The 13,531-nt window shown below is 38.8% G+C and carries 12 protein-coding genes; 5 read left to right on the top strand and 7 right to left on the bottom strand.

Annotated elements, in window-relative coordinates; genetic code table 11:
• The first annotated feature begins 39 nt into the window (after window positions 1–39).
• The gene (smrB, locus tag H5088_RS15740) at window positions 40–597 is read left to right on the top strand and encodes an endonuclease SmrB (protein WP_007377742.1); all 558 of its coding nucleotides are present in this window, start codon (window positions 40–42) and stop codon (window positions 595–597) included.
• 27 nt (window positions 598–624) lie between these two features.
• Window positions 625–1,566, top strand: coding sequence for an AEC family transporter (locus tag H5088_RS15735; RefSeq protein WP_182753624.1), 942 nt, complete (start codon window positions 625–627; stop codon window positions 1,564–1,566).
• 52 nt (window positions 1,567–1,618) lie between these two features.
• Here the strand turns inward: H5088_RS15735 and H5088_RS15730 are convergent, their stop codons facing one another.
• Window positions 1,619–1,969 (bottom strand): RidA family protein, encoded by a 351-nt coding sequence (locus H5088_RS15730; RefSeq protein ID WP_182753622.1) that lies wholly within the window; start codon window positions 1,967–1,969, stop codon window positions 1,619–1,621.
• A gap of 18 nt (window positions 1,970–1,987) precedes the next feature.
• Window positions 1,988–2,458 carry a phosphohistidine phosphatase SixA gene (sixA, locus tag H5088_RS15725; RefSeq protein WP_024593905.1) on the bottom strand — a complete coding sequence of 157 codons (471 nt, stop codon included), beginning with the start codon at window positions 2,456–2,458 and terminating at the stop codon, window positions 1,988–1,990.
• 191 nt (window positions 2,459–2,649) lie between these two features.
• Here sixA and H5088_RS15720 point away from each other — a divergent pair, with 191 nt between their 5' ends.
• On the top strand, window positions 2,650–5,373 hold the full coding sequence (locus tag H5088_RS15720; protein WP_182753620.1) for an insulinase family protein: 2,724 nt from the start codon (window positions 2,650–2,652) through the stop codon (window positions 5,371–5,373).
• Between the two features lie 54 nt (window positions 5,374–5,427).
• Window positions 5,428–7,680, top strand: a complete 2,253-nt coding sequence (locus H5088_RS15715) for an EAL domain-containing protein (RefSeq protein ID WP_024604474.1) — start codon at window positions 5,428–5,430, stop codon at window positions 7,678–7,680.
• On the opposite strand, the gene H5088_RS15710 is transcribed toward H5088_RS15715, so the two are convergent.
• Together H5088_RS15710 and yeiP are read right to left on the bottom strand one after the other, a co-directional pair.
• On the bottom strand, window positions 7,677–7,871 hold the full coding sequence (locus H5088_RS15710; protein WP_182695843.1) for a hypothetical protein: 195 nt from the start codon (window positions 7,869–7,871) through the stop codon (window positions 7,677–7,679). The genes H5088_RS15715 and H5088_RS15710 overlap by 4 nt on opposite strands.
• A 139-nt stretch (window positions 7,872–8,010) precedes the next feature.
• The gene (yeiP, locus tag H5088_RS15705; RefSeq protein WP_002962153.1) at window positions 8,011–8,583 is read right to left on the bottom strand and encodes an elongation factor P-like protein YeiP; all 573 of its coding nucleotides are present in this window, start codon (window positions 8,581–8,583) and stop codon (window positions 8,011–8,013) included.
• 194 nt (window positions 8,584–8,777) lie between these two features.
• Here yeiP and H5088_RS15700 point away from each other — a divergent pair, with 194 nt between their 5' ends.
• Window positions 8,778–9,164 (top strand): MmcQ/YjbR family DNA-binding protein, encoded by a 387-nt coding sequence (locus H5088_RS15700; protein ID WP_024596739.1) that lies wholly within the window; start codon window positions 8,778–8,780, stop codon window positions 9,162–9,164.
• Window positions 9,165–9,199: 35 nt separating this feature from the next.
• Here H5088_RS15700 and H5088_RS15695 read toward each other — a convergent pair whose 3' ends face one another.
• The 3 genes from H5088_RS15695 to fadI all read right to left on the bottom strand — a co-directional run bounded on the left by H5088_RS15695 (window position 9,200) and on the right by fadI (window position 13,301).
• The gene (locus H5088_RS15695; protein ID WP_182753618.1) at window positions 9,200–9,709 is read right to left on the bottom strand and encodes a GNAT family N-acetyltransferase; all 510 of its coding nucleotides are present in this window, start codon (window positions 9,707–9,709) and stop codon (window positions 9,200–9,202) included.
• A 74-nt stretch (window positions 9,710–9,783) separates the two neighbouring features.
• Window positions 9,784–11,991, bottom strand: coding sequence for a fatty acid oxidation complex subunit alpha FadJ (gene fadJ, locus H5088_RS15690; protein WP_182753616.1), 2,208 nt, complete (start codon window positions 11,989–11,991; stop codon window positions 9,784–9,786).
• Window positions 11,991–13,301, bottom strand: a complete 1,311-nt coding sequence (gene fadI, locus H5088_RS15685) for an acetyl-CoA C-acyltransferase FadI (protein WP_004335629.1) — start codon at window positions 13,299–13,301, stop codon at window positions 11,991–11,993. Before fadI ends, fadJ begins: the two co-directional genes overlap by 1 nt.
• Between the last annotated feature and the right edge of the window lie 230 nt (window positions 13,302–13,531).

The raw sequence follows: 13,531 nt of genomic DNA, 5'->3' as shown, positions 1-13,531 counted from the left end.
TGCGCTGCGTTTTTACGTTTTTTTGTTTAGGTAATAGTTATGAAAAAAGACACTCCATCACATTCGTCCCTAAGCAATGACGACATAAGCTTATTTCGTCAAACGATCACAGGCGCCAAAGTATTTAAACAAGATACTCATCGTTTTGATACAAAGCCTAAGGTGTCACAAGCTAAGCAATTTGCCCAGCAAAAAAAGCAGGCTCAATCTGAATTTTTCTTCTCAGACGTTTATATTCCCGATATAGACACCCACGGCACGGTTAAATATGTAAAACCTGGCCAAGATACTTTCCTAGCTAAACAGCTTCGCCGTGGTGACTTTGCACCCGATTTGACGCTAGATTTACATGGCTTAAATAAAGAACTTGCTAAAGACGAACTCGCTGGACTCATTCACGAATGTAAAAAGCAGCATTATTATTGTGCATGTGTAGTGCACGGTATTGGTGGCGGCGTACTAAAGCACAAAGTGCCTCAGTACTTAGTACAGCACCCTGACGTAATAGCGATGCACCAAGCCCCTCTCGAATATGGTGGAAGAGGCGCTGTACTTATTTTAATTAATTTACCGCAAAGTGATGAATTTAGACGCTAACTTTAGCCATTACTAGGATGTAACTACGTGCATATTTTTTCAATTATTTTTCCGCTCATTTTTATTGTGGCACTGGGTTATGGATGTTGTAAGTTAAAGTTTTTTAACGAACAACACATTGCGGGTCTAAGTAAATTTACTTTTTATGTGAGTTTACCGGCCTTTTTAGTACTAAATATGTCGCAAATAAACTTACAGCAAAGTATTAGCCTTTTTGCATTTTTGAGCTTTTACATACCTGTTTTGAGTGTGTTTGGATTAGGCATTTTAATTGACCGCTTTTACTTAAATAAGCCATGTCTCAATAATAAAGCAATAAATTATCAACAACACAGCGTATTTGGTTTGGCAGGAAGTTATTCAAATATGGTGTTGGTAGGTATCCCAATTGTTATAGCGTCACTGGGTAAAGAGATGATTGCTATTGCATTTATGATCATCACCTTTCATAGCACATTGCTATTTGCCCTGACCTTTTTAATTGGGGCAAAAGGAAGTGCTGAAAACTTCTCATGGTATAACTTTAGCAAGAGTATGGCGCTAAACCCTATCGTACTGAGTATTGGTTGCGGGTTGATCATTAATGTATCTGGGCTTAGCTTATATGACAATTTAGTAAGCAGTATAGATTTACTCGCCAAACCCGCTATTCCGTGTGCTTTATTTGTACTAGGCGCAAACTTAGTATTTTATAAAATAGCCTCAAACTGGCAGCCCGCGCTTATATCTTCATTATTAAAAATTATTATATTACCGGCTGGGGTATTTGTTGCAGCAACTTATGTGTTTGAGTTAGATGAGCAAATAAGAAATGTGCTAGTTCTATTGAGTGCATCACCTGTAGGGGTAAATGCTTACTTAATTGCGTGTCAGTTAAAACAGCATCAAGCAACGCTTGCAGGGACGGTGGTACTTTCTACTATATTGTGTATGTTGAGTTTTAGCTTTTGGTTGGCTATTTTGCTTTAAACAACTATATAACTAACAAAACTGCCATGAGCTATATAATTGTTTAATCAAATTACTTTAAGGCCGCTACAACAGATATTTCTACGAGTAGTGCATCACGTGCCATTTTAGCTTCCACACAGGCACGTGCTGGTGCATAACCCTCGGGTACCCATGCATCCCATACTGCATTCATATCAGCAAAGTATTCCATGCTCTTTACATAAATAGTCGCGCTAAGCATGTGTTCTTTTGAACTCCCTGCTTCATCAAGCAGCGCCTCTACTTTATCAAGCATAGTTTGAGTTTGCTCTTTAATACCTTTTTGCGCGTCGGCGCATACCTGCCCACATAAATAAACAGTGCCGTTGTGTTTTACTATGCGGGTCATGCGCGCACCTGTTTGTAAGCGTTCTATCGTCATAATACTTTTCTCAATTATTTAAAGGTTTTCTGGGGCATTTATACTTATATAACTACTACGCTGGGTTTGCTCATCATAACTAATAACAGCAACAGCACCTGTATTAAAAATTGGCATATTACCAGGGCTTAATTGGTCCACTAAATAACTTACAATAGGCATGTGTGCCACTATAAGCCATGTATTGCATTGGGGATGAGTAGCAATAAGCGTTTCAAGATAGTCAGCAGCAATTTGAGGTTTGCCTTCGGGGATAATATCGGACGTGGTTTCGCTAAATTTAAATACGTTATTTTTAGCCACACCTGCAGCTGTTTGCTGTGCACGAATGTAAGGACTAACTAACAGTGCATCAGGGCAATGTGCTTTACTGAGCCAAAGGCCCATTTTTTCAGCTTCATCGTGCCCTGCTTGGGTTAAATTTCTACCTGCATCATCAGCCTGCATGGGTGTTGCTTCGCCGTGGCGCATTATTAGGATTGTTTTCATAAAAAATCAACCGATTAAAGAATATAAAACAGTAGCCAGTTTGCCCATTTGTCAGCTATATTAACAACATAAATCTATTTATTTCTAAATAATTCTTTCATGAGATTCAGGTAAATCTTTAAGCTGTATTTCGCTTTCCTGAAGCCATCATCTGTTGTTAACAAGTAAACGTTTAGTTTCAGGAGCATCATTTGAATATCAGCCGCAATGATAACAGAGCATACCGCGCCTTTACACTGGACAATGGTCTAAAAGTACTATTAGTGCAAGATAAAGATTCTACAAAAGCGGCAGCATCAATGGCAGTTAACGCCGGGCATTTTGACGATCCTCTTGATAGGCAAGGCCTAGCACACTTTTTAGAGCACATGCTTTTTTTAGGCACAGACCAATACCCAGATTCAGGCAGTTTTAATAATTTTGTTTCGCAAGCTGGCGGGAACACTAATGCGTGGACTGGCACTGAGCATACCTGTTACTTTTTTGATATTAATAACCAAGAATTTGAACAGGCGCTTACCCAATTTAGCCGTTTTTTTATTGCGCCACTTTTAAATTCAGCCGAAACAGAAAAAGAACGCAACGCAATTGAAGCCGAGTTTAAACTAAAAATAAAAGACGATGGTCGACGTATTTATCAAGCCCACAAAGAAACGGTAAATCCAGCTCATCCATTTGCTAAATTTTCTGTAGGAAACCTACAAACCTTAGGTGACAGAGAGCGCTGTATTAGTGATGAGCTTCGCGACTTTTTTAATAGTCAGTACCAAGCTCAGTGGATGACTTTAGTTATTTGCGCAAACGAAACATTAAACACACTACAAAGCTGGGCACAAACTTACTTTGGCGCAATTAAGGGTAATAAAAACCTCAAAAAGCCAGAGATCAGTGAGCCACTCTATCGCAAACAAGACATAGGAAAAATACTTCATATTGAGCCGCATAAGCATATGCAAAAACTTATCATAAGTTTTGCTATGCCTAATATTGACGACTTTTATCGCCACAAAACAGTGAGTTTTATTGCCCATTTACTTGGCTATGAAGGCGCGGGTTCTCTTTATTCTATTTTAAAAGAGCAAGGCTGGATAAACGCGCTTTCTGCTGGCGGTGGTATTAATGGCAGTAACTTTAAAGATTTTAATATTAGCTTAGCGCTTACCGATGAAGGTATTGAATACTTCGAAGACATTATTGAAATGGTGTTTGAATATATTTGCTTAATTAACGATAACACCGAAAAATTGCCGCGCTTATACCAAGATAAAAAAAATCTATTACAAATAGCATTCGATAACCAAGAAAAGTCACGCTTGATTGATTGGGTCAGTAATTTAAGCATTAATATGCAGCATTACGACGAAGCAAATTACGTGCAAGGCGACTATTTAATGGAAGGCTTTAAAAAAGCGACCCACGAAATGGCCATGCAGTGGTTAACGCCACATAATATGCGCATCGTACTTATACATCCAGATGTAGAGCCTGAACATAAAACCGCATGGTACAACACACCATATAAAGTAGAACATATTTCACCTAATTGGCTTGATGCACTTAGCGAGATAAATAAACCGCTGAGCGAAATGCTGCTGCCTACCGCTAATCCTTATTTGACAAAAGAAGTGGTGTTATTTGATGTCATAAAACCACAAACAAAACCCGAGTTATTAGTAAAAGAACCCGGTTTTGACTTTTGGTTTAAACAAGACAACACATTTCGTGTTGCTAAAGGTCATTTTTATTTGGCCATGGATTCTGATTTTGCCGTAAAAGATGTAAAGCATATGGCACTCACCCGCTTATTTACAGATTTATTTATGGATAGCGTAGGCGAGCAATTTTATCCTGCAGAACTTGCAGGACTTAGCTACCACTTAACCTCGCATCAAGGTGGATTAACTCTACATACCGCTGGGCTTTCATCCAGTCAGTTAGAGCTTGTTGATCAATTAATAGATGCTTTATTTAATGTAGAAATTTGTGCAAAACGCTTTGCTGAATATAAAAAACAACTTGTAAGGCATTGGCGCAATAGCAACCAAAACAAACCAGTCAGTGAGTTATTTAGTATTTTAGGTGCAAAAATAATGCCTTGGAACCCTCAACCTGGGGAGCTTGCATCGGCATTAAAAAACACCTGTTTTCAGCAGTTTAATGAGTTCAGAACAGACTTTTTTAAAGCACTACATGTTGAATCATTTTTACATGGTAACTGGCAGCAAAGTGATGCATTAGCCTTTCAAAAAAAGGTCGCCGAACACCTAAAAAACGCAGCCATAATTGAAGATTTAAGACGCCCCCTTTTTGAAATTAAAAAAGTAACTCGCTACGAGTTAGAACTTCCTTGTAGCGACCATGCCATGGTAGTTTACTATCAGGCGCAAACGGATTGCGTGGCCGAAAAAGTAAAAATGATGGCGTTAAATCATTTAATTAATCAAGATTACTTTAACGAGTTACGAACAACACAACAGCTAGGTTATTTAGTGGGCGCAGGTTATGCACCTTTTAATACTCGTGCTGGAATAGCATTTTATGTGCAGTCACCTAAGTTTGATGCAAAAACATTATTGCATCGTCATAACAGCTTTATTAAAAAATACCTTGATAACATTGATGCACTTGATGAAAACGATTGGCAACAGCAAAAACATGGCCTTAGTACTCATATTGCAGAAAAAGATAAAAACTTGCGTCTGCGCTCACAACGGTTATGGCTTGCTATTGGTAACAGAGATCACGAATTTCATATGCAGCAGCGACTTTTAGATGCCCTAAACGCACTAACACTAAGAGAAGTAAAAGTTTATGCACTAAGCCTATTTGATGATAATAGACCAAGATATGAGCTTTTAAGCTCGGCGAAAGTCAGTAAATCTCAAAATATGCCCGTTTACTCTCAATCTCTTTGACTCTAGGTTTAGCTTGTTTTAAATTATCATTTGTAAATTAGAAGTAATCAAAAAATGATAAAAACAATAATAAAACTAAGCATGCTTGTAGTACTTGCTTACTCATTTGAGCTTTTTGCCTTTGAGTCATCACTTAATTACAACTCAGACAATATACTTATACTAGCAAGCGCCATTATATCGCTTGCTTTGCCCTACCTGTTATTTGTAATCCATAAACTTAGACGTTCACGCCGCCAACTTCGACTTTCGGAAAAACGCCTTAAAAGTACCGTAGAAGGTAGCGGCGATACACTTTGGGACTGGAACATAAAAACAGGCGAAGTTATTCGTATTAACGATAAGTATTTAATGGACTCAACTACGTTAATGGGGTTTCCACCAAATAAAGGCCTTATCCATCCTCACGATATTAATAACGTTGAGCACTTGCTAAAAGTGCACTTTGCAGAGCAGTCTGCTTTTTTTGAAGCCACCTACCGAATCAAAGATACTTTTGGTCGTTGGCACTGGGTGCTCGATCGCGGAAAAATAATTGAAAAAGACGCAAACTTATCACCCCTTAGAATGACAGGTACCGTTCGCGATATATCACAGTTAAAATCAACTGAAGAGCGCTTAAACCTTTTTGCAAAATGTGTTGAGTCGCTTACTGACGCCTTAGCAATTTACGATAAAAACTTTAAACTGGTTGATATAAACCCTAGCTTTTTAACCTTGTTTGGTGGCGTACGCGAACAATACTTAGGAAAAGATTTTAGCCTATCTGGGTATGAGCCAAGCTACACAAACAGAATTATTGAAATAGTAAAAGAGCGCGAACATATTCAACAAGAAGTGAAGCTTCGTAATAGTGAGCGCATTTTATTACCGATAGAAATATCGATAGATGAAATTAAAAACGATCAAAATCAAATAACTAATTATGTCGTTGTTTATTCAGATTTAACAGAGCGTAAAAAAGCAGAATCGCAATTACATAACTTATCGAATCGAGATCGCACAACCAGTCTGCCTAACCGAAATTTATTTTTTACTGATTTGCAAAAGCTAGTAAAGCTCAATTCGCATCACGCCTTACTTGTGTTCGATTTAGATAACTTTAAAAAAATAAATGACTCGTTAGGACATCAGCTAGGTGACAGCTTATTAGCTAAACTAGCAATGCGCTTAAATAAACTAACCCGTGAAAATGATGTATTTTATCGTTTAGGCGGCGATGAGTTTGCTCTGGTAATGTCTGACACTAACGACATACATGTAATTACACGCATGGCTAAACAGTTTTTAGCAGCCATTGCTACACCATTTAAAATGGCAGGCCACGAACTGGCAATCACCTCAAGTGTAGGTATTGTATTATTCCCTGAAGACGGTAATACACCTGAACTGCTTTTAAAAAATGCAGATACCGCGATGTATCATGCTAAAAAGAAAGGTAATAGCTACCTATTTTTTAACGACACGATGAACCGTCAAGCCGTTAAACGACTGCAAATTGAAAACCTCATGCGCTTTGGTTTAAAAGAAGACCATTTTGAAGTGTACTACCAACCAAAAATGAATATTCGCACAGGCAAGCTAACCGGAATGGAAGCATTAGTGCGCTTTATTACACCAAAAAAAGGCATTATTAGTCCGGGAGTTTTTATACCTATAGCCGAGGAAACGGGCCAAATAATTGAAATTGGTGAGGTGGTATTAAACAAAGCCTGCAGAGACGTAAAAGAATGGCTAGATAGCGGTTTATTTAGCGGCCGAGTAGCTGTCAACTTATCAGCAAAGCAATTTAGCCTCCCCGATTTAACCTCTCGTATTGACGTTATTTTGCAAAAAAATGAATTACCTTCATACTTTTTAGAGCTTGAAATAACAGAAGGTACTGTAATGGATGACCCTAAAGAAGCCATTGCAATTATGCGTTCGTTAAGTGCCCGAGGTATTCATTTAGCAATGGATGATTTTGGTACTGGTTATTCATCATTAGCGTATTTAAAGCAATTTCCGCTTAATACACTTAAAGTAGATAAAGCATTTATAGATGACATGACCAACGAACGTGGCCGTAATATGGTCGACTCAATAGTCACTATTGCACATAACCTTGATTTACATGTAGTGGCTGAAGGTGTAGAACAAGCCCATCAAATTGATATACTCAAAAAGCTTAATTGCGAAACAGTACAAGGTTATTACTATTCTAAGCCTCTATCAAAAAGTGAATTTACTGAATTTTTAAAGCAACAACAAACTAAAGCAGCCCCAAGCTTAATTAGAAAAAATAAAAATGTGGCATCGATAAATTAAGGGCGCCATATACACGCATTTATTCCTACATTTCTAACTAAAGCACGACGATAATGTAGATTAAACAAGCACCAGGCTACTGGTCCAAATAAACCGCCTAAAATCAGCCATCGTTTAATTGGCATGCCTTTTTTAATGGTTTCTAAATACATTAAAGCTATAAATGCACTGCTTAGTAAAACTATAAACAAAGCTACCCCTTAAAGTTGCTCAAAAATACGGCGCTTATTCTAACGCTAACGTGATTAAATTTAAAGCAACAAATCCCCGCGCACAAAAAAGCCGAACCTGTTAAACACAGATTCGGCTTTTAAAATTATAATTTACGCGTTACTTTTCAGCACGACCCATAAATTTGTGTTCAACAGTATTAATACGGATACGGTCACCTGTTGAAATATGCTCTGGCACAGAAATATTTAAGCCAGTAGACATACGTGCAGGTTTTGAACGAGCACTTGCAGATGCACCTTTAATAGATGGGTCTGTTTCTTCAACAACAAGTTCAACACTTGATGGTAAATCAAGTCCTACTGGCGCGCCATCAATAACAATGACGTGTACGCCTTGCGTTTCTTCATTAACAAATAAAATTTCTTCGCTAATAGCATCTTTGTTTAAGTTGTAAGGCGTGTAATCTTCATTATCCATGAACACATACTCGTCGCCATCAATGTAAGATAGCATTACTTCACGGCGTGTTAAATCAGCCAGCGTTAGCATGTCACTGTCTTTAAATGTTTCGTCAACTTTACCACCGGTTACCACATCGTATAAACGCATACGGTATAAACTACCACCAGCACGACCTTGCGGCACAGAGCGCACAATATCTTTTACAACTAAAACGCGGCCATTGAAGTCAATAGCAGTACCTTTTTTAACATCACTCGCCTTTGGCATGTGTGAATTCCTATTATTTTTTTGATTGGCAGAAACATACCACGAACTGGATTTTGTTCAACTAAAATTACGTTGGTTTTACGCTACATGTTGTATTAGCTTGTAAAATTTTAATTTATACTAAAATACATATAATCAAATGTGAAAAAAACTGCTATGGTAGCTTTACCGAGTATGACTTCAAGGAATGGATCATGGACCAGAAAAAAGTACATGAGTATTTAGTTAAAAAACCACTTGTTCAGGTTACAAAACCATTTGCGCAAGAGGTTGATGTATATAAAGTGAATCATAAAATGTTTGCGACTCTTGCTATTGGCAATGACGGTCAAACTAATGATGATGGTGAGGTTATTTGGTGGCTTAACTTAAAATGCGATCCTGATGAAGCAATATCATTGCGTGATACTTTCCCGGCAGTGATCCCTGGTTACCATATGAATAAACGCTTATGGAACACAGTAATTTTAGACGGCACAATTGCACAAAGTGAAATTGAGAGAATGATTGATAACTCATTTAATTTAGTCGTAGAAAACATGCCAGAAAAAGACCGCAAAGCTATCGCACTTCACTTGTAGCACTTTTTGGGCTAGGCTACTAGCCCATTAAAACCTTAAACCTTAAGCGTATAAATTAAATCGTCATATAACTTTTCGCCTATTGTATGCACTTTAAAAAGTGTATCGGTATGGGTTAAGCCGCACTTACTAAGCACCTTTTCAGAACCAACATTGCCACGCGTTACGACAGCTTTAAACTGCCTAATACCACATTCTTTCCAAGCCCAATCAATCACAGCTCTTAAAGACTCTGTCGCGTAGCCTTTATTAAAATACTCTGGCAATAATAAATAACCAAGCTCTGCGGTTTCTCCGTCATAGGCAAAGCCTGTAACACCCACTGGTTGTTTTGTTTTATTATTAATAATGAGTAAGCACAGTGGGTGGCGTGATTTAGTATTCCACTTAGGTAAGCGTATCTCAAAGCGGTTTCTTATCAGTGACTCCATTGGCATATCAAAACAATACTTAAGGACTTGAGGATCGCGATGAAGCGCTAGAAAAAGAGGCCAATCAGATTCTTCCATTTGGTACATGCTCAATCTTTGTGTAAATAATGTCATTAAGCTCCTCATTTAAATATTAAAAATCATAAAAAAACCGCATCTAAATGCGGTTTTTATAAATAGTAGAAACTTTATTCTTTTGTTTCAATCTCTTTAGTAACTTCAGGCTCAGTGACACTTTGCTCTTGTGGCTCAGTGCTTTGTACTTCAGGAGCTACAACCTCAACAGTTGCTGCATTATAAAAAGTAGTACCAGAGCTTGCCATTGTTACCAGTGACTCACATGGAGCAAAGTTAGCATCGCTGTTAGCTAATGTAGACATATCAGAGCTTATTTTACTTGCGCCTAATTTATCCATATAGCTAAAGGGGCCACCTAAAAATGGTGGGAAACCAATACCAAATATTGCACCAATGTCGCCATCACGAGGGCTTGCAATAATGCCATCATCTAAACAGCGTACTGCTTCGTTAAGCATTTTCGATACACATCGCTTAGCAATTTCGCTTTTGTTTAAACGTGGAGCTGGGGTAAAACCCAATAGTTCGTAAACTGACTCATCAACCTTTTTGCCTTTTTTGTCGTATTCATAAAAACCACGACCGGACTTACGGCCAAGGCGTTTTGAATCAATCATACGCATAAATGCATCAGGGCCTTTAAAACGCTCACCTAATTCTTTTTCAAGAATTGGAGCAATTTTAGAGCCAATATCAATCCCTACTTCATCAAGTAGAGCCAGCGGTCCTACCGGAAAGCCAAACTCAACTAGGGCTGCATCAATCTTTTCAATTGGCTCACCCGCAAGCATTAAATTAGCAGCTTCGTTTAAGTAAGGCGCTAAAATACGATTTACGTAAAAACCGGCCATGTCTTTTACAACAATTGGCGTTTTACCTTGCTTACGTGCAAAGTTAACAACGCGAGCAATAGTCTCTTTAGATGTACCTTCGTGTGGAATAATTTCCACTAATGGCATTTTTTCTACTGGTGAAAAGTAATGTAAGCCAATTACATTTTCAGGACGTGCCGCCTGCGCTGCAATTTGCGAAATTGGTAATGATGACGTGTTACTAGCAAAAATTGTATTTTCTTGGCATTGCTGCTCTACGTCGGCAACCATACCTTGCTTAAGCGCAAGATCTTCAAACACAGCTTCTATTACTAAATCAATGTGTTTAAAGCCGCTGTAGTCTGTTGTACCTGTAATACGGTTCATTGTTAACTGCATATCAGCTTTAGACATAATACGGCGCTTAAGGCGCTTGTCTAAAATTTTGTAGGTGTAGCTCATTGCATTACTAATGCCCTGCTCTGCTACATCTTTAATACGTACCGGTACTTTAGCTTTAACAGCACTTACGTGCGCAATACCTGCGCCCATTAGTCCACCACCTAAAACAGCAGTTTTGCTAATTGCGGGTGCGTCATCATTGCGCCACTCTTTTTTCATTTCAGTGGTTGCAAAGAAAATACCGCGAAGCGCTTTCGATTCGTCACTCATTACAAGTGTTGCAAAGCTTTCAGCTTCTGTTTTATACGCTTTTAGCTCATCAAGCTCTACACTAGCACGCACAGCTTTAATAATAGCGAGTGGTGCTGGGTAGTGCCCGCCCGTTTTTTTAAGTACGTTTTCTTTAGCTTTTTTAAAGATAAAGTTACGGCCAAACGGGTTTGACTCTAGTAATTTACTAATATTGTCGAGCTTTGGCTCTTTTGCTTGTGGCTTTTTCTTAGTCGCAAATTCTTTTGCAACTTTTAGCAGCACACTGTGTGGTACACAGTCATCAAGCACGCCTGCTTTTTTAGCTTGCTTAGGGCGAATTTGTTTACCTGTTAGCATCCACTCAAGTGCTTTTTGAATACCAACAATTTTAGTTAAGCGCTGCGTACCGCCGCCACCTGGTAGTAAACCAAGTTGCACTTCTGGTAAGCCAATTTTTGTTAAATCGCTGTCGGTACCAACACGGTAGTCACACGCTAAAGCAAACTCTAAACCACCACCTAATGCAGCGCCATGAATCGCACTTACTGTTGTGTATGGCAGTTTTGTCATATCAAAAAATGCTTGATGGCATAGTTCGCTAATAGCTAAAGCATCATCACGCTTTTGAACGCTATCAAGCATTTTTACATCGGCGCCCGCGATAAAGTTATCGGTTTTTCCGCTTATAAATACCATGCCTTTTACATTTTGCGACTTAGCGTCTTCTAATAATGCTTTTAAGTCATCGGCAAAACTACTGCGCAGGGTATTCATTTTCTCCCCTGGCACATCAATCGTTACTACGGCAATTTTGTTTTCATCTACCGCTAAATTAAATACTGAATCAGTCATTACGCGCTCTCCAATACAAAGGCTGCACCTAAACCACCAGCAGCACACGCTGTTGTTAATGCCAAACCGCCACCACGACGTTTAAGCTCGTGTAAGCTTTGCGTAATTAAGCGTGCACCTGTTGCTGCAAATGGGTGACCATATGCTAAAGAGCCGCCGTTAACGTTAAACTTATCCATGTTAATTTCGCCAATTGCTTTGCTGCGACCTAAATGCTCTTGTGCAAATTTGTCTGAGGCAAACATTTTCATATTGGCAAGTGTTTGCGATGCAAACGCTTCGTGCATTTCAATTAAATCTAAATCAGCAAGCGTAATACCCGCTCTATCTAGTGCAATAGGCGTTGAATGAGCTGGGCCCATTAACATGTCTTTTTCTACGCCAATTGCCGAAAATGCAAAGCTACGTACGTAACCTAGTATTTCATAGCCAAGTGCTTTTGCTTTGCTTTCGCTCATCATAAGTACGGCCGCTGCACCATCAGTTAATGGTGTTGCATTTGCAGCGGTAACAGTACCGTGCTGACGGTCAAAAACAGGTTTAAGCTTGGCGTAGCCTTCAACCGTTGAGTTTTTACGAATGTTGTTGTCTTCTGAAATAAAGCTTTTATATGGCGGTAAATGCGCCGTCATTACTTCATCTTTTAACTTACCATCAGCCCATGCTTGCGTTGCAAGTGAGTGAGAACGATGCGCTAACGCATCTTGATCTTCACGGCTAATGTTGTGTGTTTTAGCCATTTGCTCAGCAGTTTGCCCCATTGAAAGGCCTGTTGAGTACTCTGCAACTGCAGGAGGCACTGGTAATAAGTCTTTTAAACGCAGTTTTGAAAATATTTTTAAACGTTGACCAAGCGTACGCGCTTTATTTAAATCAACTAAGCTGCCTGCTAGCTTTTTACTTACACCAATTGGCAATACTGATGACGAATCTGCGCCACCTGCAATACCTACACTTACAGATCCCGCCATAATAGACTCAGCTACATTAGCAATAGCCTGAAAGCTGGTAGCACATGCGCGCGATACAGAATATGCATCAACCGATACAGGCATACCTGTGCCCAATACAATTTCACGTGCAATATTTGGCGCTTCTGGCATTTGTACTACTTGACCAAATACAAGTTGATCAATTTCTGACTTATTGAAATTTAATCGTTCAAGCATTTCGTTAACCACCAATTTCCCCATATCAAGTGCAGGTACATGGTGAAACGCTGTTGCTTGTTTTGCAAAAGGTGTACGTAAGCCGCTAACGATGGCAATACGGTCGCCCTTTGGTGTTTTTAGTATGTTTTGCTCAGACATTTATGCTCTCCCGCTGACAGGTCTGACCTGTTTGTTTTCCTCGATTCTAAACAACCCGTGCCCTAAAGCCAATAGATAAACACAAATTTATATAAACAGTGTTTAATTACGACTATCACAATAGGCTTTTTTAGACGCATTTACAAAGTTTTGTGGTACGCTAAAATTCGTTAAAAAATAACGAACTATTTTAAAAAATACAGTCTAACTCTTGAGTTACCCAATTATAA

The sequence above is a fragment of the Pseudoalteromonas sp. SR43-3 genome (genome assembly GCF_014163875.1).
GTDB lineage: Bacteria > Pseudomonadota > Gammaproteobacteria > Enterobacterales > Alteromonadaceae > Pseudoalteromonas > Pseudoalteromonas distincta.
The sequence above is the reverse complement of the archived record's forward strand: the minus strand, read 5'-3'. Positions and strand labels throughout refer to the sequence as shown.

What these genes read in the sequence shown, in the direction of transcription:
- smrB (WP_007377742.1), top strand. Translation starts at nt 40, where the DNA reads ATGAAAAAAGACACTCCATCACATTCGTCCCTAAGCAATGACGACATA.
- H5088_RS15700 (WP_024596739.1), top strand. Translation starts at nt 8,778, where the DNA reads ATGGACCAGAAAAAAGTACATGAGTATTTAGTTAAAAAACCACTTGTT.
- H5088_RS15715 (WP_024604474.1), top strand. Translation starts at nt 5,428, where the DNA reads ATGATAAAAACAATAATAAAACTAAGCATGCTTGTAGTACTTGCTTAC.
- fadJ (WP_182753616.1), bottom strand. Translation starts at nt 11,991, where the DNA reads ATGACTGATTCAGTATTTAATTTAGCGGTAGATGAAAACAAAATTGCC.
- fadI (WP_004335629.1), bottom strand. Translation starts at nt 13,301, where the DNA reads ATGTCTGAGCAAAACATACTAAAAACACCAAAGGGCGACCGTATTGCC.
- H5088_RS15730 (WP_182753622.1), bottom strand. Translation starts at nt 1,969, where the DNA reads ATGACGATAGAACGCTTACAAACAGGTGCGCGCATGACCCGCATAGTA.
- sixA (WP_024593905.1), bottom strand. Translation starts at nt 2,458, where the DNA reads ATGAAAACAATCCTAATAATGCGCCACGGCGAAGCAACACCCATGCAG.
- H5088_RS15695 (WP_182753618.1), bottom strand. Translation starts at nt 9,709, where the DNA reads ATGACATTATTTACACAAAGATTGAGCATGTACCAAATGGAAGAATCT.
- yeiP (WP_002962153.1), bottom strand. Translation starts at nt 8,583, where the DNA reads ATGCCAAAGGCGAGTGATGTTAAAAAAGGTACTGCTATTGACTTCAAT.